The following is a 20,540-nucleotide window of genomic DNA, read 5'->3' as shown; positions in this document are numbered from 1 at the left end:
GCAAGGAAAGAAACCGCCCCGTTGGGCGGGGGCGGATCGCTTCCATCATCGCTCATATCCCATTGACAGCGCCTTTTGCGCATTGCGGACATCGTTATGCAGCAGCTGAGCGAGGTCGTATGCCGGGTAATAGCCGCGTTCATGCATGTAGTTGAACGCCTTTTCATGCGTTTCAATCGCCTTCAGCAAGTGCTTGACAAACGTCTTCCGCAATACGGGCGTAGCCGTTTCCGTGATGACAGCGGCGTAATTGCGCACCGACGTTTTCGCAAAGCCAAGCAAGTCGCCCGCATGCAAGGCCCGGTCGCCATCATCATGGTCGCGGCTTTCTTCCATCATCGGCGCCGCCGGGATGAAGGCAAGCAGCTCACGCAAGTTCGTTTCCAATCCTTGAATCGTTTCCGTATAAAGCCCTTTGAGCTCAGGACAATCGATCTTGCCGACAGCCTTTTTCATTTTCATTAACGCGTTGGCCTGAAAAGCGATCAATTCATGCAGCTCCAACGTTTCGTGCCATGCCAAATGGCGATGGCCGTGCATTTGCCCATGCATATGGTTCATCACATTTCCCCCTCATTTTTTATCAGCCCATTTCCATTTACTGTTATATGCCTATGAAAAGGAAACGGTCACCATTGTACGGGCCTTCCGCATCGGCAAAAAAGGCGTTCCGCCCAAGCGAAACACCTTTTTCCATCCCGTTTACAGCCAATCCCCGCCATCAAACCCATCGCCACCATCAAACCAGTCATCAACATCCAGACCGTCGGCCACATCATCAAGGGCATCGTCGAGCAGCTCTTCCGCCACCATCCCCGCCAACATGCCAGCCGCGAATCCGCCAATGGCGCCGGACCATCCATGTCCGCCATGGCGCGAATGATGGATGGATGAATAACGGCCGGACGGATGGCCGGGGATTGGCGAATGCGGCGCCATCCATGGATGTCCGGATGGCTGGGCGGCTCCAGCCGCGCGCACAGCCCCGTCGATTGCTTCTTTCAATAAACCGGCTGCAGTCGCCGGATCACGAAGCTGGTCGTTCGAAATAACCAACTCCTGCCTGATCTCGCGTTCGCCTCCCCAACCACTGCGGACATCCATTTCCAGATGAAGGCGCACCCCTTGCTCTTCGGCAAGGGCAAAAAACTCGACTTCCTGGACGATCCCTTGAAATTCGCCCGTTGGAAAGAATGAAAATTCCTGTCCGTACGGTGTAATGGTCCCGGATGCCGGTTTCTCGCGAAAACCTAAGGCTGCCAAAGCGGAAAACACTTGCTCCAAGGCTGTCGGCGGCAAAATGTGAATGGCGTCTTGGTCGTACGCATCAGCTCCATCCGCAATATCGAGATGAGTCACGAACGTATAGCGCACGGTCGGGCGGCTGATCGGCAAATGGAGCGGCAGTGTGTACGAAAACGGCAGCACTTTCCGCTCGCCAGGCTGAATCGTAAACGACGAGGCCACCGGGATGACAGCTGCCCGACGGCGGTATGTCTTGCCGCCTGCCTCTACGTCAAGCTGAAGCACCACTTCCAGCTTGCGGATTTGTTGGGCGACCGAACCGCCTTCCAACAAAAACTCTCCTTCCATCGTTTCACCAAGGCGCACATGCGGGCGATGCAGCGCGAGATCCACTTTTGCAGCGCCAATGCCGAGCTTCGATAAAAACTTTTTCCACATCGTGCCTCTCTCCTTTTTTCATCCTCATGTCACCCTTGAATTACGAACAAGCCGCCAACATGGTGTCACCGACATCACTTGATCGACCTTGGGGCGATCAACACAGCCATTGAAAGCATCGTCGCTTTTTCATCATTCCCATTTTCGACACTATATACCTCAATGATAAGCCGACTCGGGTGAATCTATCGACAGAGCGATCCCGGAGCAACAACGCTTCTATTATGAATCCCTCGTACGATAGGCAATTTCGTACGGAGAGGGGGACTTTCCCGCCATTCGACACGCGTCGATTTCCAGGGAAATGTTTCCCCTTTTCTCGACATTATTCCCGCAAATGGTACGGCAATGTCGCGATGACTATATCTTTTTTCATAATTTAAGAGAAAGTGCAAAATAAATGCCGTTTGGGTATGCAAAAATGTATGTCAACTTTAACCTTACCCAATCATAATTTTTCCTTTCGGGTACCGGAACGGATCCGGCTGGCGGCGCAGCGTGACCGCGTACGCGATCGTCAGCGGGCCGACGCGGCCGGCAAACATCGTCAAGATAATGATCACCTTTCCTAACGGAGACAACTCCGGAGTCAGTCCCATCGACAGCCCGACGGTTCCAAACGCCGACGTCGCTTCGAATAAAATCATGAGAAAGTCTTTTCCGCTCTCAGTGATCGTCAACACCATCGTGACAAACATGACGATAAACAGCCCGCTCATTGTCACGGTCAGCGACTTGTACACCGTATCGTACACGATCCGTTTCCGGAATAAAATGACATCCTCTTTTCCGCGAATTTGCGACCATACCGCACCGAGCAATGTCGCGAATGTCGTCGTTTTGATCCCCCCGCCTGTTGAACCGGGGGAAGCGCCGACAAACATGAGGAAAATGATCAAAAACAGCGTCGGTTGTGTCAAATCCGGGATATTGAGTGTATTAGACCCCGCTGTTCTCGGAGTGACCGCCTGGTAAAACGCCGACAAAAACTTTCCTGACAGCGACAGCGGCCCCATCGTCTTCGGGTTGTCCCACTCAAGCAGCAAAATCAGCGCCATGCTGGCCACTAGCAGCCATGCCGTCGTAATGGCGACGACCTTCGTATGGAGGGAAAGGCGGCGCGTCTGTCTATACTCGTACACTTCATTCATGACGATAAAGCCGATTCCGCCTAAAATAATCAAAATCGGCACAACAAGGCTGACGACCGGATCGTCCACGTAGCCGGTCAAGCTGCGGAACTCGCCCATTAAATCAAACCCGGCGTTGTTAAAGTTCGAAATCGCATGGAAAAAGCCAAAGTAAATCGCCCGGCCGAGCGGCATGTCAAAGGCAAAGCGGATCGAGAGCAGCACCCCGCCGATCCCTTCGATCACAACAGTAAAAAGGAAAATGCGTTTGACAAGACGGACGATGCCCTCGATCGTCAAATTGTTGAGCGCCTCTTGGAGGATGAGCCGCTCTTTCAACGAAATGCGTTTGCCAAGCAAAAAGGCAAACAGCGTCGCAAACGTCATAAATCCGAGCCCGCCGACTTGAATGAGCGTCAAAATGACGAGCTGGCCAAACAGGGTAAACGTCGTCCCGGTATCGACGACGACAAGTCCGGTTACGCACGTCGCCGAAGTCGCTGTAAACAACGCGTCTAAAAACGGCATCCCTCTTCCATCGACGGTCGCAACAGGAAGCGTCAACAGCAGCGCTCCAATGAAAATAATGAGCGCAAATCCAGACACGAGAATTTTCGGCGGATCAAAAAATTTGCCTTTCGGATTCATTGGCATGGCTTACCTCTTTCCCTTCATCCAGTTCTTCCTTATAGTTTGTGGATGATGCATAGAAAAAATATACCAAAAACAAGCCGATTCCGGTACAGCCAACAATTTTTATCATAATGTCCTCGTTGTCTAATAAAATGGGTAAAGGGCATGGCCACGCGCATCGGGACGTTTTCAGAAGGGCAGTTGAAACCTTTTCGATTTCCATTCGTCTATATGAGTGGCAGTCCATCGCCATACAGGGAAACGAGGTGGCAAGGAAGGGGGCGCCCGTCAATCCTTAAAAAACATTCCATTGACTTTTGGCAAAAGACGTATTATGCTACTTGACATGGAGACGTTCCAATGTAAAATGATGTAAGGACAAAATGTTGGCTGCTATGTGCAGCTGCTGTTCATAGAAATATAGAATGGATCTTCCGAGAATATGAGGCAAAGGAGGAGAAGAGGACGTGAAAGCGATTGGAGAAAAGCTGTTAACAAAATGCCGTTCTCTCCCTAACCAATATATTGGTTTTTTTATTTTCGCCGTGCTCCTGTTTTGGCTGAAGACGTACGCTGCCTATCTAGCGGAATTTAACCTTGGCATCAGCAACTCCATGCAGGAGTTTTTGCTGTTTATCAACCCGATTAGTTCGGCGGTGTTTTTCCTTGGTTTAGCACTCTTAGCCAGGGAAACGCGGGTGTATAAGCAGCTCGTTACTATTAATTTCATTTTGTCGTTTATTTTATACGCGAATATCGTCTATTACCGCTTTTTCAGCGATTTTATTACGTTGCCGACGTTGACGCAAACGAAAAACTTCGGCGATCTTGGCGGCAGCATTTGGGAGCTGCTTAGATGGTATGATATGTTCTATTTCTTGGATACGATCATTTTAGCGGTCATCGTATTCTCGAAACGGTTCTCGCTCCCGCCAGTGCGCGCCGGCCGTATCAAAAAAGGCGTTATTTTTGCCTCGGCCATTTTATTGTTCAGCGTCAACTTGGCGCTTGCGGAAGCCGACCGCCCACAGCTGTTGACAAGAACGTTTGACCGCAACTATATCGTCAAATATTTAGGTGTATACAACTACTTGATTTACGACGCGATCCAAAGTATGAAATCGTCGACACAGCGGGCGTTCGCGAACAAAAGTGACATCACGACCGTATTGAACCATGTGCAGGCGACGTACGCTGAGCCGAATCCGAAATATTTCGGTGTGGCGAAAGGAAAAAATGTGATTTACATTCACTTGGAGTCGCTGCAAAACTTTGTTATTCACTACAAATTGCACGGGGAAGAGGTCACCCCGTTCTTAAACTCGCTCACCCGTGATCCGAATACGTTCTATTTTGATAACTTCTTCCATCAAACGGGTCAAGGGAAAACATCGGACGCGGAGTTTATGCTCGAAAACTCGCTCTATGGCCTGCCGCAAGGGGCCGTCTTCACGACAAAAGGGCAAAATACGTACCATGCGGCACCGGCCATTTTGCGCCAATACGGTTACACAAGCGCGGTTTTTCACGGCAACTACAAATCGTTCTGGAACCGTGATGAAATTTACAAATCGTTCGGGTTCGATCATTTCTTTGACGCCAGCTACTACAGCATGAAAGACGAAGACGTCTTAAACTACGGGTTGAAAGACAAACCGTTCTTCCGGGAATCGATCCCGCTGTTAGAAACGTTGAAAGAGCCGTTCTACGTGAAGTTCATTACATTATCGAACCACTTCCCGTACCCGATCAGCGAAGAAGACGCGACGATCGCGCCGGCAACGACGGGAGACGGCTCGGTCGACCGTTACTTCCAAACGGCCCGCTACTTGGATGAGGCCGTCAAAGAGTTCTTTGACTACTTGAAAAAATCCGGTCTGTACGACCGCTCAGTCATCATTTTATACGGCGACCATTACGGCATTTCCGAAAACCATAACAAAGCCATGTCGCAAATTTTAGGCAAGGAAATTACGCCGCATGAGCACGCCCAGTTGCAACGGGTGCCGCTGTTCATCCATGTCCCGGGCGTCAAAGGTGGTACGATTCACGAGTTCGGCGGCCAAATCGACTTGTTGCCGACTTTGTTACATTTGCTTGGCATCGATACGAAAAATTATGTCCACTTTGGAACGGACTTGCTGTCGCCTGACCATCAGGAAATCATCCCGTTCCGCAACGGGGACTTTGTCACACCGGAAGTAACAGCGGTTAATGGCAAATACTATGATACGAAAACGGGCGCACCGCTCGAAGAGACACCGGAAATTCAACGTCTTGAACAAATCGCCCAAACAAAACTCGATTTGTCCGATAAAGTCGTGTACGGCGATTTGCTCCGGTTCTACACTCCGAAAGGCTTCAAGCCGATCGACCCGTCGAAGTACGATTACAATAACCGCGAAAATGAAGAGGGAAGCGCACCATAAGCGCTTCCCTCTTTTTTTCTAGCGCTGCAGCAGAAGCTCCACAGCGCGTTTGGCGTTGACATAGCCGGCTCCGTAGACGTTCGGGTCGCGTCCTTTCCATAAATCGGCGCCGTCTTTTAACGCCTGCTTAACTTCATCCGGCGTTGCCCCCGGTCTCGCCTCGAGCATTAAGGCGACAATGCCGGCGCAAATCGGCGTCGCCATCGACGTGCCGGACATCGATATATAATGATCACCGACCCGGCTTTGCTTATTCAGCTTGTCAAGAAATGAGCGTGGGGCGCGAAGCGATATAATGTTGACCCCTGGAACGACGAGATCCGGTTTTGCCACTCCATACTCGGTCGGCCCCCGGCTCGAAAACGGGGCCACCTCATCATCTGTGCGTGTCGCCGCCGTATCGCGGTCATCAAGGGCTCCCACTGTAATGATGCGGTCGCTAATGCCCGGGCTGGCAATCGTGCCGTAACTTGGCCCTTCATTCCCCGCTGCCGCGCAGACGACAATGCCGTGCTCCCACGCCCGCTCCGCCACCTGCACGAGCGGGTCGTCATTTTCGGTCGGAAACGGCTGCGGCTCCCCACCGAGCGATAATGAAATAATGTTGATCCGCCCCGCCGGGTTTTGCTCGTTGTAATCAAGGCACCATTCAATGCCACGCATAATCGTTTCCAACGTCCCGCTCCCCGAACGGTCGAGCACTTTCACGCCAACAACGTTCGCCTCGTACGCCGGCCCGGCGTACAGCCCGTCCGACATGCGCCCATTTCCCGCCGCATCGCCGGCGCAATGCGTACCATGCCCGTTGTCATCATACGGCGCCGTGCGTCCATTGACAAAATCGACAAAGGCGGTAATCCTTCCTTCTAAATCCGGGTGCGGGTAAATGCCTGTGTCGACAATGGCGATCGTCACCCCTTTGCCGCTTAATTCCGTCCCGTTGACAGCCACATGTTTCGCCTGTGCCGATGGCACTGCATTGTTTAACAGCGCCTTCACTTGCCGGTTGAGGTATACTTTTTTCACTTTCGGATGCTCGAGCAGCTGCTCAAGCGCCGCCGGTGTCACCCGCGCGCTATAAATCGGGACATGGCGGAAATGGTGGTGCATTTTCATGCGGAAATGATCCCGCTCCGCCTTGACTAACGCCTCAACGCCCTCGCTGTCTTCAACCTCGATCAAAACGGAAACGGTTTTCCATTTGCGTAGCCATCGCTCTATCCAGCGGTGAAAAATGCACGGCATGCGCGTCATTGGTTTATACATATTCACAAGCTTATGACGGAGCGGACGGTCAAGCCGTCTCGCATGACGGCGGGCGAGCTGCACGATCGAATAACCAAACATCGCCTTCCTCCTCCCTTTGTTTGTTGCTATACTCATATGACATATAGAGAGTGAAGGAAGCGGCGTTTTGATTAGGACGTATGAACGAAAAAACGCCTGCCTGGGCTGACACCAGGCAGGCGTGTCTATTCATCCTCGACCTTCTCAAGCACAATTCGCTCCGCTTTTCCTAAATAATGCTCAACTTGGCGCAACACATTGTCCGGCTCGGCAAACGCCCCGACTTGCGTCCCGTCAACGATGACGCGCGTCAAATAGCTTCCGCTTGGCGCCCGCCCGTCCCCCTCATCCGGCCTGCTTGGCGGAGGATTGTTCGGGGCATTCGGTTTCTTCCGCAATCCGAGCGCTCGCTCAAGGCCGTTCACATGGCCGCGGGCAATCGTCCGTAAAAAATTGGGGTCAGCTAGCTTTTCCGCGTCCTCCTTATGGTCGATAAACCCGTTTTCCGTCAACACGGCAGGCATTGTCGTTTCCCTTAGCACATGGAAATTCGCTTCTTTTTTGCCGCGGTCGCGAAATCGCGTCGCCCGGATGATTTCTTCATGCAGCACATCGCGAATGCGGGCCGTTCGGGAATTTCTCGACAACTCATGGTAAATGTAATCCTCATATCCCGTGCCACCGCCCGCATTCACGTGGATGGACACATAAACATCAGCCCCCCAACGGTTGGCTCGGTTCGTCCGTTCCTCAAGCGACACCGTTTCATCGCTCATGCGGCTCAGCTGGATCAAAACCCCTTCATACTCACTTTGCAGCAGGCGGCGCATCTCAAGTGCAATCGATAACGTAATATCTTTCTCCTGCAGCCCGTTGCCGACTGCGCCGGTATCTATTCCCCCGTGGCCGGGGTCGATGAAAATTTTGGGCATATCTATCCTCCTATTGGTGATCATCGCTTCGCCGTTACTATATCATATAAGCGATGGCACCAAAAGGAAACCGGCAAATGCCTACATGAACGAACACGTGCACAGTTTAGCTGACACGAAACCGGCTTAAAAATTGCTTCAATCGCTTGTTTTTAGAACGTGCAAAAATTTGTTCAGGTGACCCTTCTTCCACAATATAGCCATTGTCTAAAAACACGATGCGATCAGCGACCTCCCGGGCAAACTCCATCTCATGAGTGACCAACATCATCGTCATTTTCCCTTCGTGTGCCAGTTCGCGAATCACTTCCAATACCTCGCCGACCAGCTCTGGGTCTAACGCAGAGGTCACCTCATCAAAGAGCATCACTTTTGGGCGCATGACTAGCGCTCTTGCCATCGCCACCCGTTGCTTTTGTCCCCCGGATAATTGTGCAGGATAAACATCCAACTTATCGCCGAGCTTTACTTTCTCGAGCATTGTTACGGCCCGTTCCTTTGCCTCCTGCTTAGACAATCCAAGTACATGAATGGGTGCAACAGTACAATTTTCAAGCACTGTCATATGCGGGAACAAATTAAAGTGTTGAAAGACCATCCCTATATTCTTTCTGACATGCCGCAAATGCCTTTCATTGGCGGGTATAACCCGCCCGTCGATGTTCATATGCCATAACGGTGTTCCATCTACTTCAATGAAGCCAGATGTCGGTTGTTCTAACGTCATTAACATGCGGATTAACGTTGTCTTGCCTGAACCGCTTGGGCCGATTAATGCTACTTTCTCCCCCTCGGCAATCTCCAGATTAATCCCTTTTAACACTTCCGTTTTTCCAAACGATTTTCGGACATCCTTGTAACGCACCATCGTTTTCATTTATGCAATCACTCCCTTCTGTTTCTGTTGACGCAATATTTCCTTTTTATCCAGCCGTCGATTCATTTTCTTTTCAAGGTACTGAATCAACAAAGAAGATGGATAGCTCATCACCAAGAAGAAAAAGGCAACGATCGTGAACGGTTCGAGATATACCCAATGTTGCGCCCCATACATTTTCGCCGTCAACATCATCCCCATCACCCCAATCGAGGCGGTAGTCGGAATCTCTTTGAACATAATAATTAAGTAATTTCCAAGCATAGGGATGATAGGAGGAATCGCCTGCGGCAAAATAATTTTCGTCCATGTACGCACCCGGGAAAAATTCAATGCAACAGCTGCCTCCCACTGCCCTTTATCAACGGCATCAATGCCAGAACGGTACACCTCAGCTGTATATGTGCTGTAATGCACCCCTAGCCCGATGATCGCTGCTGCAACAGGAGATAACGTCACCCCGACGTGCGGAACAAGCGGCCAAGCATAAAACAAAAAGTACAATTGGACAAGCGGAGGGGTCGAACGGATAAACTCCATCACCGCGGTGACTGCCCATCTGCACCATGCCCACGGTATCCGCCGCAGCAGTATCCATCCGATTCCGAGAATTAATGAAACGGCATAGCAAGCTAATGTGAGGCCTAACGTCAACCACATCGCTTGAAAAATCAATGGGAATACATCTTTCGCCACATTCCAATCCCATATCATCGGCTTGCCACCCCTCTCGATACCGACTGTTCCGCCCGCCGGGTCATCCAAATAAACGGAAGCGCCAATAAGAAATAGAATATGAGCATCATAGCGAAAGTAAGAATGCCAAGGTCAATATGATTGTTGCGGAAAACCATCCCTGCATATGTAATATCGGTCAGCCCGATAAGTGAAACGAGAGAAGTCGATTTTAACATTTGAATAAAGTTGTTCCCAAAATCAGGGAGCATCATCCGCACGGCCTGAGGCAGAATGATCAACCTCATTCGCTGAAAACGGGTCATATTGAGAGCAATCGCTGCCTCATGCTGCCCGCGGTCAACGGCTAAGATGCAACTACGGACCGTCTCAGACGCATACGCACCGTAGTTCAGCGAAATGGCAATGACTCCCGCCCAAAATGATGAGAGGTTTAGCGGCGGCAAAAACGGAAGCGCCTGTGCAAGCATGGGTAAGGCATAATACACCCAAAATAGCTGCACGACCAACGAAGTGCCGCGAAAAAATTCCACATACACCCTAATAGTCCACCGGATCCAACGGGATTTAGCCAGCCTTCCCAGCCCGGCCATCACCGCAATGATGAACGCCAACACGGCGGAAGTCAGTAACAGAAGCAAAGTCGTTTGAATCCCTTTAGAAAGAACTTGAAACACATCGACAATGTCTTGAACGGAAATAACCGCTCACCCTTTCCTATGTTAAAATCATTTGATGATGTTTACTGCGTGGCGTTTCCGCACAATTGCGCCGTCGTCATATCCCCCGGAAGATTTTCCTCCCCGAATCCATTCTTTTGCAAAATATTCAGCAATTCCCCTGACTCCTTCAATTTTTGCAGCTCTTTGTTGTACGCCTCTCTTAACTCATCATCATCCTGACGGAAAACAGCTGCTCCGTAGCTTGGGATCCCTTCCACATCAGGCTGCTTGAAATCGCTGACTAGTTCTAGTCCTTCTTCACCTGCTGACTGCAGCGCGTTTTTCATCGTCAACTGAGTTCCTGTCGCCGCATCCGCCCGTCCGGTTTTCACAGCATCCATAACCGCAGGAATATCAGGAACAAGCACGATTTGTTCATCTTTCACACCGGATTGTTTTAAATAATCCACTTCCATCGAAGCTGACATAACTGCAATTTTCGTATCCGGCTGCTTGGCAATATCTTCATAGCTATGGAGATTTTTCGGGTTCCCTTTTTTCACAACTAACGCATCGCCGACTTGATATTCCGGCTCCGCAAAATCGACTCGTTCACACCGGTTTGGCAAAATCGCCATTCCTGCCGTGATGACATCAAATTTGCCAGCATTCAACCCCGGTATTAGCTCATTAAACTCTGCAAGCCGACCTTCGATTCTTTCAATCCCCAGTTGTTGAAAAATCTCTTTCGCAATATCGACTGCTTCTCCTTTTAATTCACCATTTTCCTCATAAGCATACGGTTTTTCATTCGCAAATCCCACATACACCACTCCTTTTTCCCGGAGCTCTTCGAGTCGACTGTCACCCGATCCCGCCGTATCAGACGAACTGCACCCAACTAAAGCAAGCATAAGCAACAACACCGTTACCCCTATCCTTTTCACCAACATCGTCCTCCTTTTCTAGTATGATTAAGGAAAAAATGAGTAAAATAGGGTACAGCAAACATTGTAACAATCGTTTTAGCCGTTGATCAAATTGCATATCAATTCTTAAAATTCGATAACGTCGGATATGAATTCGTTTGCTAGCAAATGATTCTGTTTCTTCCAAATTGCTAGCATATCATCCAAAATCCTTTTATATGCTCCTAAATCTTGCTCATGTTCTATTATGAACATTCGCCCCTGTCCTTTTTTCGCTATTTATACAGCACTTCCGTGACCATACTGTTCGCGAAGAAAGCGCATTATTTATGAGACATGGTTTTATTGTGATACAATGGAAAAGGATCGTTGACCGAGAGGAGAGTGATCACGATGTCCCGCGCACAACAATGGGTGCAATATTTCCTTTCGCACCGTCATGTCACGTTGGAACTGATCAACAAAATCGATGAAGCGCACTATGGTTACAAACCGACGCCGACGTCAATGCCAGCGAAGCAGTTGGCGACGCATATGCTGTTTAGCTTTTACAGCTTCGCCAATGCGGCCAAACACGGCGATCCGGCGCTGTTTGGGCAAAAAATCGAGGATCCCGAGACGAATTTGGCCAAGCTGGCGGAAACGTATACGGAAAAAACGAAGCAGCTCATCGAATCGATGAGCGATGACGATTTCGACCGGATGCTCGATTTGACCTCCATCTTCGGCGTCCAAATTCCGGCCAAGCAGTTTTTGCAGATGGCGATGGACCACGAAATTCATCATAAAGGCCAGCTGTTCGTCTACGTCCGCGGCATGGGGCATACAGACTTGCCGCTGTTTGTGAAACGGGGCTAATCTTCTTCCCCTTTGTTTCATTATGAGGCTTCGAAAAAAAAGCCGGCTAGGCATCCCTAACCGGCTTTTCCTTTTGATTTCTCCTCTTAAATCGAGCACCCTTCGTCGGTGCACGTCCCGCCTTGGTCGGTCGCCAGCGGCTGCAGCGGGGAAGTTTGTTGTTCTTCCTCCCATACTTTCTCAAGCGCCTGGCGGAACACCTCCACCGGCTGAGCGCCGGAGACGGCATACTTCCGGTTTAGAACGAAAAACGGCACACCGCGGACGCCCAACGCCGCCGCTTCTTCCTCATCGCGGCGCACCTCTTCTGTGTAACGGCTGCCGGCCAACACCTCTTCGGCTTCCGTCCGGTCAAGCCCGGCCGCTTCGGCGAGCGCAAGCAACACATCGCGGTCGCTAATGAACTTCGACTCCGTAAAATACGCATAAAACAGTCGTTCCACCATGTCGTTCAGCTTCCCTTTTTCCTTGGCGTATTGCGCCAACCGGTGGGCGTCAAACGTATTCGTCGGCTTCATCGTTTCAAAGCGGAACGTCAAGCCGACCGCCTCCGCCTGCCGGCCGATATCGGCGTTCGCCCGCTTCGCTTCTTCGAGCGAAATGCCGTATTTGTTGGCGATGATTTCATGAATCGTCAAGGGCGTTTCTTTTTTCGCATTCGGATCCAACTCAAAGCTGCGAAAGACAATCTCGACGTTTTCCCGGTGCGGAAACTGCTCGAGCGCCTGTTCCAATCGGCGTTTGCCGATATAGCAAAACGGGCAGACAAAATCGGACCATACTTCAATTTTCATGGCCATCCTCCTCTACTTTTGACGCGCTTCCCCTCCATTGTAGCCCATGGACAGTCAAATGGCTAACGAAAGGCATGGGAGCGGACCCGCCCGCATACATTGTACTACCATGCTGTCTGGACAAGGAGGAAGAAACCGATGCATTCCCGTGAACTAGGCGCCTTTCTGCTGCGGATCGTCACCGGGTTCATCTTTTTCGCCCATGGCTGGGTGAAATGGCAGCGGGGGCTTGAGGAAGCGGCGGATTCGTTTGCGGCGATGGGGCTTCCTGGCCCGCTCGCCTACATCGTGACGATTGTGGAGCTTGCCGGCGGCTGGGCGATGATGCTCGGCCTTGGCACGCGCCCGATTGCGGCGGCGTTTGCCATCATCATGATCGGGGCGATCGCCACCGCCAAAACAGACGCCGGCTTGCTTGGCAACGGCCGGGAAACAGGCTATGAATTCAATCTCGCTTTGCTCGCTATGTCGATTTATTTGTGGCTAAACGGCAGCCGGCTTTGGTCGTTAGAAGCCGTAGTCCAACGCGTACGAAGATAAAAGGACAAAAAAGAAGGGGGCTGGCCCAAAACGCGAGTGCGTTTTGGGTCAGCCCTTCTCGTTTATACCCGCACTTTTCCGTATTCTCTCCGCAGTTCGCTCGCGATGATGTTGCGTTGGATTTCCGAAGTGCCTTCGTAAATTTTCGTGATGCGGGCATCGCGGAAATAGCGTTCGATCGGGTAATCTTTCATGTAGCCGAGGCCGCCGTGGATTTGCACGGCAAGATCGGCGATTTTGTTGTACACTTCCGAGCCGAACAGTTTGGCAATGGCCGCTTCTTTAACGACACGCATCTTTTGGTCGACCATCCAGGCGACGCGGTAGACGGTAGAGCGCAGCACTTCAATCAACATGCTCATCTCTGCGAGCATATGCTGGATCGCTTGCTGCTCAATGATCGGCTTGCCGAACTGCTCGCGCTGTTCGGCGTATTCCATGCAGTATTCGAGCAGACGGATGCAGGAGCCGAGATTGCGGGCGGCGAGACCCGCGCGGCCGTTGGCAAGGATTTTGAGAGCGTTGACATACCCTTCGCCTTCTTTTCCGAGCACGTTTTCGACCGGCACTTCCAAGTTGTCAAAAAACAGCTCGGCCGAATGCGATCCGCGCAGTCCCATTTTCCGCTCGACATTACCGACGATAAAGCCGGGGAAATCTTTTTCCACGATAAACGACGTAATGCCTTTCGGGCCTTTCGACGGATCGGTGACCGCCATCACCGTAAATACGTGGGCGTCAATCGCATTGGTGATGTAATGCTTCGAGCCGTTAATGATATAGCGGTCACCTTTGCGGACGGCGGTCGTTTTCAAAGCGGCAGCGTTTGAGCCGGCGCTCGGCTCGGTTAAAGCGAAGGCGCCGATCCATTCGCCTGTCGCCATTTTCGGCAAGTAGCGCCGCTTTTGTTCTTCAGTGCCGAGCTCGACGATGCCGACCGTGCCGATGCCAGTATGGGCGCCGATTAATGTGGTGTAGCCGTTATGCGTTTTGCCGAGCTCTTCGTAAATGGCGCATTTGTCGACCATCGACAAACCAAGGCCTCCGTACTCTTCAGGAATGCTTAAGCCGAACAGCCCCATGTCTTTCGATTTTTCAATAATGTCTTCTGGAATTTGGTCGTTTTCTTCAATGTCCATCGCCACCGGCTCAACGACTTCCTTCACAAATTTACGAACATTTTCTTTTAAAAACTCAATCTCGGCTGGCAATGTAAAATCCATCGTCTTCCCCTCCCGATGATCGGATTCCATATTTTTGCGCTTTGCGCGCGAGTGTCGAAGCATCGACGCCTAACAGCTTAGCCGCCCGCCGATACGTGCGCACACGGTAGAGCGCTTGGATGGTCAACTGGCGCTCAACGTCTGCCACCGCTTGTTTGAGCGGGACGATCTCCCCGATTGATACCGGATTGGCGGTCGGCAGCGCCTCAAGGTAAAGCCATTTCACCACATGGTCTTCGTCAACGACCGGCGCGGCAGACGTTACAAACATGCGCTCGATGGCGTTGACGAGCTCGCGAACGTTCCCGGGCCAATGGTAGTCCATCATCGCCGCAAGCGCCCCGTCAGCAAACATAAGCGGTAGGCCATCGCCGGCGCCTGGTAAATAAGGTCATCGCCTTCCCACCGGCTTAACGTATGGAGAAGCCGCTTCGTCTCTTCGAGTTCAGCGCGGAGCTGCTCCATCTCGGTCATATCTTTGACATACACGGCAGCCCGCTTGGCTCGCCCATCTTCCTCAATGATCGGCACTGCGGAGACGATCGATCAATGTATTGCCCGTTTCCGCTCCTTGATGAATCATCTCCGGCTATTCCTCCTTCGCTGTTGCATACGATGACACCGTCGAGCCCGTGCTCAGCCAACGCGCGAGCCGCACGTCCAAGGAGATCGCTTTCAAAAATAGCCGTTTCGGTTCTTGTCATTGCGTCTTCCACCTTCATCACCATTCCTGCCCTTCCGCCTTCATTATTCTACTTAAGCAATTTTTGTGCCACGAATAATGATTTCGAATATTCAAAAATAATCGTCCCTATGCTTCATCTTACCTGCTTTTTTGTTGCGAAACAACAACGATTTGTTGCAAAACTACAACAGTTCAATACAAAGTGTTGCGCTTCACCCATAAAACATCTAAACCGCTTGTTGCATTTTCGCAACAGCATGACGGAGGCAGATGGCTTGCTATCTATATAGTTTGCCGTGACAGTGTACCGTCCCGCGGCGGATCACAGCCCTGTGAGAGGCCGAGACACCTTTTACACTTCATACAGCATCAAGAAAGATTGCCAAATACGGTTCCTCCTCCAACATTGATCCTTCTTTCCCTGTCCGTTTCGCCCTGATCCCGTGTAATTTCCCCTTTGTTTTGAACGGCTTAGGCCCTCTGTTGCCAATTAAATTCATCGTTTATTCACAAAAATGTATTGTCTTTTTTTTAACGAATTCGCTATAATGGAGTTTAGGAATGATATTGATATTGATTCTCATTTTCCAACTCAAAAGGGGGTGACCGCATGGTCCGCTTGTACGCCGAGGAGCTGACCGTCCGCTACGATGACCGGACGATTTTTGAACGCTTGTCCGTTCACATTCCCGACCGGCAAATTACGGCCATTATCGGGCCGAACGGATGCGGGAAGTCAACGCTCTTGAAAACGTTGACGCGCATCATTTCCCCGCAGTCCGGTGCGGTCATTTTGGACGGCCAAGCGATTTCGCAGCAGCACACGAAAGAGCTGGCGAAAAAAATGGCCATTTTACCGCAGACGCCGGAAGCGGCAAGCGGATTAACGGTCGCCGAGCTCGTCTCGTACGGCCGCTTCCCGTATCAAAAAGGGTTTGGCCGTCTGACGAAACAAGACTACGAAGCGATCGACTGGGCGCTTCACATGACGAAAACGGCCGACTTAAAACACCGGCCGGTCGATGCGCTCTCCGGCGGGCAGCGGCAGCGCGTCTGGATCGCCATGGCGCTCGCCCAGGAGACGGACATCATCTTTTTGGACGAACCGACAACGTACTTGGACATCGCCCACCAACTTGAAGTGCTCGAGCTGCTGGAGCGGCTGAACAAAGAAGAAGGGCGGACGATCGTCATGGTGCTTCATGACATCAACCAGGCGGCCCGTTTCGCCGACTATATCATCGCTATGAAAGGAGGAGCCATCATCAAGTCCGGGCGGAGCGAAGACGTCATCTGTCGCGAAGTGCTCCGCGACGTGTTCGGCATTGACGCCGACATCGGCCGCGATCCGCGGACGAACAAACCAGTTTGCTTGACGTACCATCTGCTGAGGGAGGCTTATTCATCATGAGAAAAACATGGCTTGCATTGCTGCTTCTTTTTGCGCTTGTGTTGAGCGCGTGCGGCAACACAGCGAACGACAACAAGGAAACGAACGCGTCGCCGGCTGAAAAAAAACCGGAAACGATTACGTATCAATCGGAAAACGGACCGGTGGAAGTGCCGGCTGATCCGAAGCGCGTCGTCGTCTTATCGACGTTTGCCGGGCATGTGCTGGCCTTGGACGTCCCCGTTGTCGGCGTGGATTCGTGGTCGAAAATGAATCCGCTTTTTCAAGAGAAACTGAAAGACGCCGAAGTCGTGACCGATGAAGACATTGAAAAAATTATGGCATTAAAACCGGACTTAATTATCGGATTATCCAATACGAAAAACGTCGACAAGCTCAGCAAAATCGCGCCGACCGTCACTTTTACATATGGGAAGGTCGATTATTTGACGCAGTTTTTGGAAATCGGCAAACTGTTGAATAAAGAAAAAGAAGCGAAAGCGTGGATCGACGACTTTACACAACGGGCGCAACAAGCCGGGGAAGAAATCCGGGCCAAAATTGGCGAAAACGCGACCGTCACCGTAGCTGAAAACTTTGATAAGCAGCTGTATGTGTTCGGCAACAACTGGGCGCGCGGCACCGAGATTTTGTACCAAGAAATGAAATTGAAAATGCCCAAAGCTGTGGAAGAGCAAGCGCTCAAACCGGGCTACTATGCCGTTTCCCTTGAGGCGCTGCCGCAGTTTGTCGGCGATTATCTCATCTTAAGCAAAAACGGGGACGGCGACACATCGTTTATGGAGACGAACACGTTCAAAAACATCCCTGCTGTGAAAAACGGCCATATGTTTGTCGCTGATGCGAAGGCATTTTATTTCAACGACCCGATTACGTTAGACTACCAGCTCGATTTCTTTCAAAAACACTTTTTAGGCCAATAACGAAGAGACGGGGCGTTCACCGAAGTGAATGTCCCGTCCTTTCTTGTGTCAAAGGGGGAGTCACCGATGGATGCAGACCGCCGGCGTTGGCCGTTTCGCTATACGTTTGTTCTGTCGCTTGGCCTGCTTGCCGCCGTTTGGTTTGGTTCGATGCGAATTGGCGTCGCCGATACGACATGGAGCGACGTATGGCGGGCGTTGTTTTCCGATCAACAAGGCAAACAGCTTGACCTCATTCGTGAGCTCCGCTTGCCGCGCGAAACAGCGGCCGCCTTTGTCGGCGCCGGCCTTGCCGTCGCCGGGGCGATCATGCAAGGGATGACGCGCAACCCGCTCGCCGATCCGGGGCTTCTTGGCCTCACCGCCGGAGCGAACGCAGCGTTGGCCATGACGATGGCCTTTTTCCCTTCCGCCCATTATCTGTTGATCACGGTCGCCTGTTTGCTTGGTGCGGCCGTCGGAGCAGGCGTCGTCTTTGGCATCGGCGCCATGCGCCAAGGCGGGTTTTCTCCGCTGCGCATCGTCCTGGCCGGCTCGGCGGTCTCGGCGCTTTTGTTCGCCATCGCTGAAGGGATCGGACTGTATTTCCACATTTCCAAAGACGTCTCGATGTGGACGTCAGGCGGGGTGGCCGGGGTCTCATGGAAACAGCTGGCCGTTGGCGTCCCGCTCATTGCAATTGGTCTGGCTATTGCTGTTTCGTATGCGCGGCCGCTGACGATCCTTAGCGTAAGCGAAGACGTCGCCGTCGGCGTCGGACAAAAAACAGCAGCCGTGAAAACAGCGCTGTTTTTGGCGGTGTTTTTGCTGACGGGAGCGTCAGTCGCAATCGCCGGCAATATCACCTTTATTGGATTGATGATCCCCCACCTCGTGCGGGCGATCGCCGGCGCCGACTACCGGTTCGTCATCCCGCTGTCAGCGACTGGCGGCGCCGGCGCCATGGTGCTGGCCGACACGGCGGCGCGCACGATCCATGCACCGTTCGAAACGCCGGTAGCCGCCATCATCGCCGTCATTGGCTTGCCGTTTTTCCTCTTCGTCGTCCGGAAACAAGGGAGGGGCTTTTCATGAGAAAACAAAGTCTTTCGCTCTTTGCCTTGCTTGCGCTGCTCATTGCCGCAACGGCGGCCGTCGCCTTAGGCACCGGCGATGCGCCGCTCTCATATAACCGCATCGTCCCGACACTGTTTGGCTACGGTTCGATGGAAGAGGAATTCATTTTGTTTTCCCTTCGCCTGCCGCGCCTTTTCATCACCTTGTTGGCCGGCATGGCGCTCGCCTTATCCGGGGCCGTATTGCAAGGCCTCACGCGCAATGACCTCGCCGACCCGGGCGTGCTTGGGATCAACGCCGGCGCCGGCGCAGGCGTCGCCTTGTTCTTTTTGTTTTTCCCGATTGAGGCCGGAACATTTCTTTACACCTTGCCGCTCGTTGCCTTCGCCGGAGCGCTGCTGACGGCGGCTGCCATCTATGCTGTCTCCTACAATAAAACAACCGGGCTGCAGCCGGTGCCGTTTATCTTAACCGGCGTCGGGTTTTCGATGGCGCTCTCCGGGCTGATGATCGTCCTCATTTCTGCGGCTGACCGGACGAAAGTCGATTTTATCGCCCGCTGGCTTTCCGGCAACATTTGGGGTGATGACTGGCCGTTTATTTCGGCTATGTTGCCGTGGCTGGCGGCGGGCACACTGGTGGCGTTGTATCGGGCGAAGCATCTCAATATTTTGCACTTAGGCGATCCTGTTTCAATCGGGGTCGGCGTCCACGTCCGCCGCGAGCGGCTCGTGCTTATGATAACAGCTGTGGCCGTCGCAGCCGCCGCCGTCTCCGTGACGGGAGGCATCTCGTTCATCGGCTTGATGGCGCCGCATATCGCCAAAGCCATTGTCGGCCCGCGCCATGAACGGGTCATTCCAGCGGCGATGCTGATCGGCGGCTGGCTGCTGCTTGCAGCCGACACGATCGGGCGCAACGCCCTCGCCGAGCCGCTCCCCGCCGGGGTCATCGTCTCCTTGATCGGCGCGCCGTATTTCATTTACTTATTGCTGAAACGTTGACATCCGCTGCTCGTCATTAGAGCGGATTCGAACGATAGCACCCACAAAAAAGGCGCCGGTTCATGAAACCCGGCGTCTTTTCCAAAAGCGGACAACCACAACGGCAAGGACAATCGCGATGATGACATAGACGACTTCAGCGTACGCGCCAATCACGTCGGATACTTTTCCCCACGACTGGCCGAGCGCCGCGCCAACGGAAATTAAAATCGTATTCCAAATGAGCGTCCCTAATACCGACAGCCAGACAAACAGCCATACGTTCATCTTCGCCATGCCGGCCGGAATGGAAATCAAACTGCGCACAAGCGGGATCATGCGGCCGAGAAACACCGCCCATACCCCGTAGCGTTGAAACGTCCGGTTCGCTTTGGCGATATCTTCCGGCTTCACCCGCAGCCATCCGCCCCAGCGGTCGACGATCCGCTCAAGCCGCTCGACAGACAATAGCCGGCCGACGCCATACAGCACCAACGCCCCGACGACCGAACCGGCAGTCGCCGCCGCAATAACGCCCGGCACCGTCAAAGACGTGTATGTCGTCATAAACCCGCCAAACGGCAAAATGACTTCCGACGGAATCGGCGGGAAAATATTTTCAAGCGCGATCATCAAAAAAATGCCGATATATCCGAATTGCTCCATAAAATCGGTGATCCAAGCCTGCACGCGTTCTTCCTCCATTCGCTCGCCCTTCGCTTATGTAGGATGTTTATGCATCGTCAATGCAATCCTTTCCCTATCTTAACAGAAAACCGCCATTCCCCGCAAAACAAAAAGGCGCCCCG

Annotated in this window: 19 protein-coding genes and 1 pseudogene; 7 read left to right on the top strand and 13 right to left on the bottom strand. The window is 52.2% G+C overall.

Translation table 11 applies throughout. The annotated features are described in order from the left end of the window. Nucleotides 1–45: 45 nt before the first annotated feature. The 3 genes from M493_RS01110 to M493_RS01100 form a co-directional block, all read right to left on the bottom strand. Entirely contained in the window at nt 46–552 is a 507-nt protein-coding gene (locus M493_RS01110; RefSeq protein ID WP_041267819.1) for a spore coat protein, read from the bottom strand. Between the two features lie 150 nt (nt 553–702). Continuing rightward, nucleotides 703–1,683: a sporulation protein gene (locus M493_RS01105; protein ID WP_020958437.1), complete on the bottom strand. Its 981-nt coding sequence runs from the start codon at nt 1,681–1,683 to the stop codon at nt 703–705. Nucleotides 1,684–2,123: 440 nt separating this feature from the next. After that, on the bottom strand, nt 2,124–3,461 hold the full coding sequence (locus M493_RS01100; protein ID WP_041267818.1) for a TrkH family potassium uptake protein: 1,338 nt from the start codon (nt 3,459–3,461) through the stop codon (nt 2,124–2,126). A 452-nt stretch (nt 3,462–3,913) separates the two neighbouring features. Here M493_RS01100 and M493_RS01095 point away from each other — a divergent pair, with 452 nt between their 5' ends. After that, nucleotides 3,914–5,875, top strand: coding sequence for an LTA synthase family protein (locus M493_RS01095; RefSeq protein WP_020958435.1), 1,962 nt, complete (start codon nt 3,914–3,916; stop codon nt 5,873–5,875). Between the two features lie 18 nt (nt 5,876–5,893). On the opposite strand, the gene M493_RS01090 is transcribed toward M493_RS01095, so the two are convergent. The 6 genes from M493_RS01090 to ehuB all read right to left on the bottom strand — a co-directional run bounded on the left by M493_RS01090 (nt 5,894) and on the right by ehuB (nt 11,282). Then, entirely contained in the window at nt 5,894–7,222 is a 1,329-nt protein-coding gene (locus M493_RS01090) for a S8 family serine peptidase (protein WP_020958434.1), read from the bottom strand. Between the two features lie 125 nt (nt 7,223–7,347). Then, the gene (locus tag M493_RS01085; protein WP_020958433.1) at nt 7,348–8,094 is read right to left on the bottom strand and encodes an N-acetylmuramoyl-L-alanine amidase family protein; all 747 of its coding nucleotides are present in this window, start codon (nt 8,092–8,094) and stop codon (nt 7,348–7,350) included. Between the two features lie 106 nt (nt 8,095–8,200). Then, on the bottom strand, nt 8,201–8,971 hold the full coding sequence (gene ehuA / locus M493_RS01080) for an ectoine/hydroxyectoine ABC transporter ATP-binding protein EhuA (RefSeq protein ID WP_020958432.1): 771 nt from the start codon (nt 8,969–8,971) through the stop codon (nt 8,201–8,203). After that, complete coding sequence (ehuD, locus tag M493_RS01075; RefSeq protein WP_020958431.1) at nt 8,972–9,685, bottom strand: ectoine/hydroxyectoine ABC transporter permease subunit EhuD; 714 nt, start codon at nt 9,683–9,685, stop codon at nt 8,972–8,974. After that, on the bottom strand, nt 9,682–10,353 hold the full coding sequence (gene ehuC / locus M493_RS01070; RefSeq protein WP_420480330.1) for an ectoine/hydroxyectoine ABC transporter permease subunit EhuC: 672 nt from the start codon (nt 10,351–10,353) through the stop codon (nt 9,682–9,684). The genes ehuD and ehuC overlap by 4 nt, the downstream gene beginning before the upstream one ends. Before the next feature lie 56 nt (nt 10,354–10,409). Continuing rightward, nucleotides 10,410–11,282, bottom strand: coding sequence for an ectoine/hydroxyectoine ABC transporter substrate-binding protein EhuB (gene ehuB / locus M493_RS01065; RefSeq protein ID WP_023817424.1), 873 nt, complete (start codon nt 11,280–11,282; stop codon nt 10,410–10,412). A 369-nt stretch (nt 11,283–11,651) separates the two neighbouring features. Between ehuB and M493_RS01060 the strand changes: the two genes are divergently transcribed. Further along, nucleotides 11,652–12,116 carry a DinB family protein gene (locus tag M493_RS01060; RefSeq protein WP_020958427.1) on the top strand — a complete coding sequence of 155 codons (465 nt, stop codon included), beginning with the start codon at nt 11,652–11,654 and terminating at the stop codon, nt 12,114–12,116. 86 nt (nt 12,117–12,202) lie between these two features. Here the strand turns inward: M493_RS01060 and M493_RS01055 are convergent, their stop codons facing one another. Then, nucleotides 12,203–12,910 carry a DsbA family oxidoreductase gene (locus tag M493_RS01055; protein WP_020958426.1) on the bottom strand — a complete coding sequence of 236 codons (708 nt, stop codon included), beginning with the start codon at nt 12,908–12,910 and terminating at the stop codon, nt 12,203–12,205. 138 nt (nt 12,911–13,048) lie between these two features. Here M493_RS01055 and M493_RS01050 point away from each other — a divergent pair, with 138 nt between their 5' ends. Then, nucleotides 13,049–13,450: a DoxX family protein gene (locus tag M493_RS01050; RefSeq protein WP_020958425.1), complete on the top strand. Its 402-nt coding sequence runs from the start codon at nt 13,049–13,051 to the stop codon at nt 13,448–13,450. A 62-nt stretch (nt 13,451–13,512) separates the two neighbouring features. Here the strand turns inward: M493_RS01050 and M493_RS01045 are convergent, their stop codons facing one another. Both M493_RS01045 and M493_RS17980 read right to left on the bottom strand, forming a co-directional pair. Next, nucleotides 13,513–14,673, bottom strand: a complete 1,161-nt coding sequence (locus M493_RS01045; RefSeq protein ID WP_020958424.1) for an acyl-CoA dehydrogenase family protein — start codon at nt 14,671–14,673, stop codon at nt 13,513–13,515. Then, nucleotides 14,645–15,256 (bottom strand): annotated as a pseudogene (locus tag M493_RS17980) (helix-turn-helix domain-containing protein); the annotation flags it as partial. The gene M493_RS01045 and the pseudogene M493_RS17980, both read right to left, overlap by 29 nt. Nucleotides 15,257–15,968: 712 nt before the next feature. On the opposite strand from M493_RS17980, the gene M493_RS01030 reads away from it, so the two are divergent. The 4 genes from M493_RS01030 to M493_RS01015 all read left to right on the top strand — a co-directional run bounded on the left by M493_RS01030 (nt 15,969) and on the right by M493_RS01015 (nt 19,752). After that, nucleotides 15,969–16,769, top strand: coding sequence for an ABC transporter ATP-binding protein (locus M493_RS01030; protein ID WP_020958421.1), 801 nt, complete (start codon nt 15,969–15,971; stop codon nt 16,767–16,769). After that, nucleotides 16,766–17,692, top strand: a complete 927-nt coding sequence (locus M493_RS01025; RefSeq protein ID WP_020958420.1) for an iron-hydroxamate ABC transporter substrate-binding protein — start codon at nt 16,766–16,768, stop codon at nt 17,690–17,692. The genes M493_RS01030 and M493_RS01025 overlap by 4 nt, the downstream gene beginning before the upstream one ends. Nucleotides 17,693–17,758: 66 nt before the next feature. Then, nucleotides 17,759–18,766, top strand: coding sequence for a FecCD family ABC transporter permease (locus M493_RS01020; protein WP_020958419.1), 1,008 nt, complete (start codon nt 17,759–17,761; stop codon nt 18,764–18,766). Beyond that, the gene (locus M493_RS01015) at nt 18,763–19,752 is read left to right on the top strand and encodes a FecCD family ABC transporter permease (protein WP_020958418.1); all 990 of its coding nucleotides are present in this window, start codon (nt 18,763–18,765) and stop codon (nt 19,750–19,752) included. The genes M493_RS01020 and M493_RS01015 overlap by 4 nt, the downstream gene beginning before the upstream one ends. Nucleotides 19,753–19,812: 60 nt before the next feature. On the opposite strand, the gene M493_RS01010 is transcribed toward M493_RS01015, so the two are convergent. Next, the gene (locus tag M493_RS01010) at nt 19,813–20,421 is read right to left on the bottom strand and encodes a DedA family protein (RefSeq protein ID WP_041267816.1); all 609 of its coding nucleotides are present in this window, start codon (nt 20,419–20,421) and stop codon (nt 19,813–19,815) included. Between the last annotated feature and the right edge of the window lie 119 nt (nt 20,422–20,540).

Source organism: Geobacillus genomosp. 3, from assembly GCF_000445995.2.
In the GTDB taxonomy this organism is placed as follows: domain Bacteria; phylum Bacillota; class Bacilli; order Bacillales; family Anoxybacillaceae; genus Geobacillus.
Note: the sequence above shows the minus strand (reverse complement) of the source record. Positions and strands in the feature narration are given on the sequence as shown.

What these genes read in the sequence shown, in the direction of transcription:
- M493_RS01110 (WP_041267819.1), bottom strand. Translation starts at nt 552, where the DNA reads ATGCATGGGCAAATGCACGGCCATCGCCATTTGGCATGGCACGAAACG.
- M493_RS01105 (WP_020958437.1), bottom strand. Translation starts at nt 1,683, where the DNA reads ATGTGGAAAAAGTTTTTATCGAAGCTCGGCATTGGCGCTGCAAAAGTG.
- M493_RS01100 (WP_041267818.1), bottom strand. Translation starts at nt 3,461, where the DNA reads ATGAATCCGAAAGGCAAATTTTTTGATCCGCCGAAAATTCTCGTGTCT.
- M493_RS01090 (WP_020958434.1), bottom strand. Translation starts at nt 7,222, where the DNA reads ATGTTTGGTTATTCGATCGTGCAGCTCGCCCGCCGTCATGCGAGACGG.
- M493_RS01085 (WP_020958433.1), bottom strand. Translation starts at nt 8,094, where the DNA reads ATGCCCAAAATTTTCATCGACCCCGGCCACGGGGGAATAGATACCGGC.
- ehuA (WP_020958432.1), bottom strand. Translation starts at nt 8,971, where the DNA reads ATGAAAACGATGGTGCGTTACAAGGATGTCCGAAAATCGTTTGGAAAA.
- ehuD (WP_020958431.1), bottom strand. Translation starts at nt 9,685, where the DNA reads ATGATATGGGATTGGAATGTGGCGAAAGATGTATTCCCATTGATTTTT.
- ehuB (WP_023817424.1), bottom strand. Translation starts at nt 11,282, where the DNA reads ATGTTGGTGAAAAGGATAGGGGTAACGGTGTTGTTGCTTATGCTTGCT.
- M493_RS01060 (WP_020958427.1), top strand. Translation starts at nt 11,652, where the DNA reads ATGTCCCGCGCACAACAATGGGTGCAATATTTCCTTTCGCACCGTCAT.
- M493_RS01055 (WP_020958426.1), bottom strand. Translation starts at nt 12,910, where the DNA reads ATGAAAATTGAAGTATGGTCCGATTTTGTCTGCCCGTTTTGCTATATC.
- M493_RS01050 (WP_020958425.1), top strand. Translation starts at nt 13,049, where the DNA reads ATGCATTCCCGTGAACTAGGCGCCTTTCTGCTGCGGATCGTCACCGGG.
- M493_RS01045 (WP_020958424.1), bottom strand. Translation starts at nt 14,673, where the DNA reads ATGGATTTTACATTGCCAGCCGAGATTGAGTTTTTAAAAGAAAATGTT.
- M493_RS01030 (WP_020958421.1), top strand. Translation starts at nt 15,969, where the DNA reads ATGGTCCGCTTGTACGCCGAGGAGCTGACCGTCCGCTACGATGACCGG.
- M493_RS01025 (WP_020958420.1), top strand. Translation starts at nt 16,766, where the DNA reads ATGAGAAAAACATGGCTTGCATTGCTGCTTCTTTTTGCGCTTGTGTTG.
- M493_RS01020 (WP_020958419.1), top strand. Translation starts at nt 17,759, where the DNA reads ATGGATGCAGACCGCCGGCGTTGGCCGTTTCGCTATACGTTTGTTCTG.
- M493_RS01015 (WP_020958418.1), top strand. Translation starts at nt 18,763, where the DNA reads ATGAGAAAACAAAGTCTTTCGCTCTTTGCCTTGCTTGCGCTGCTCATT.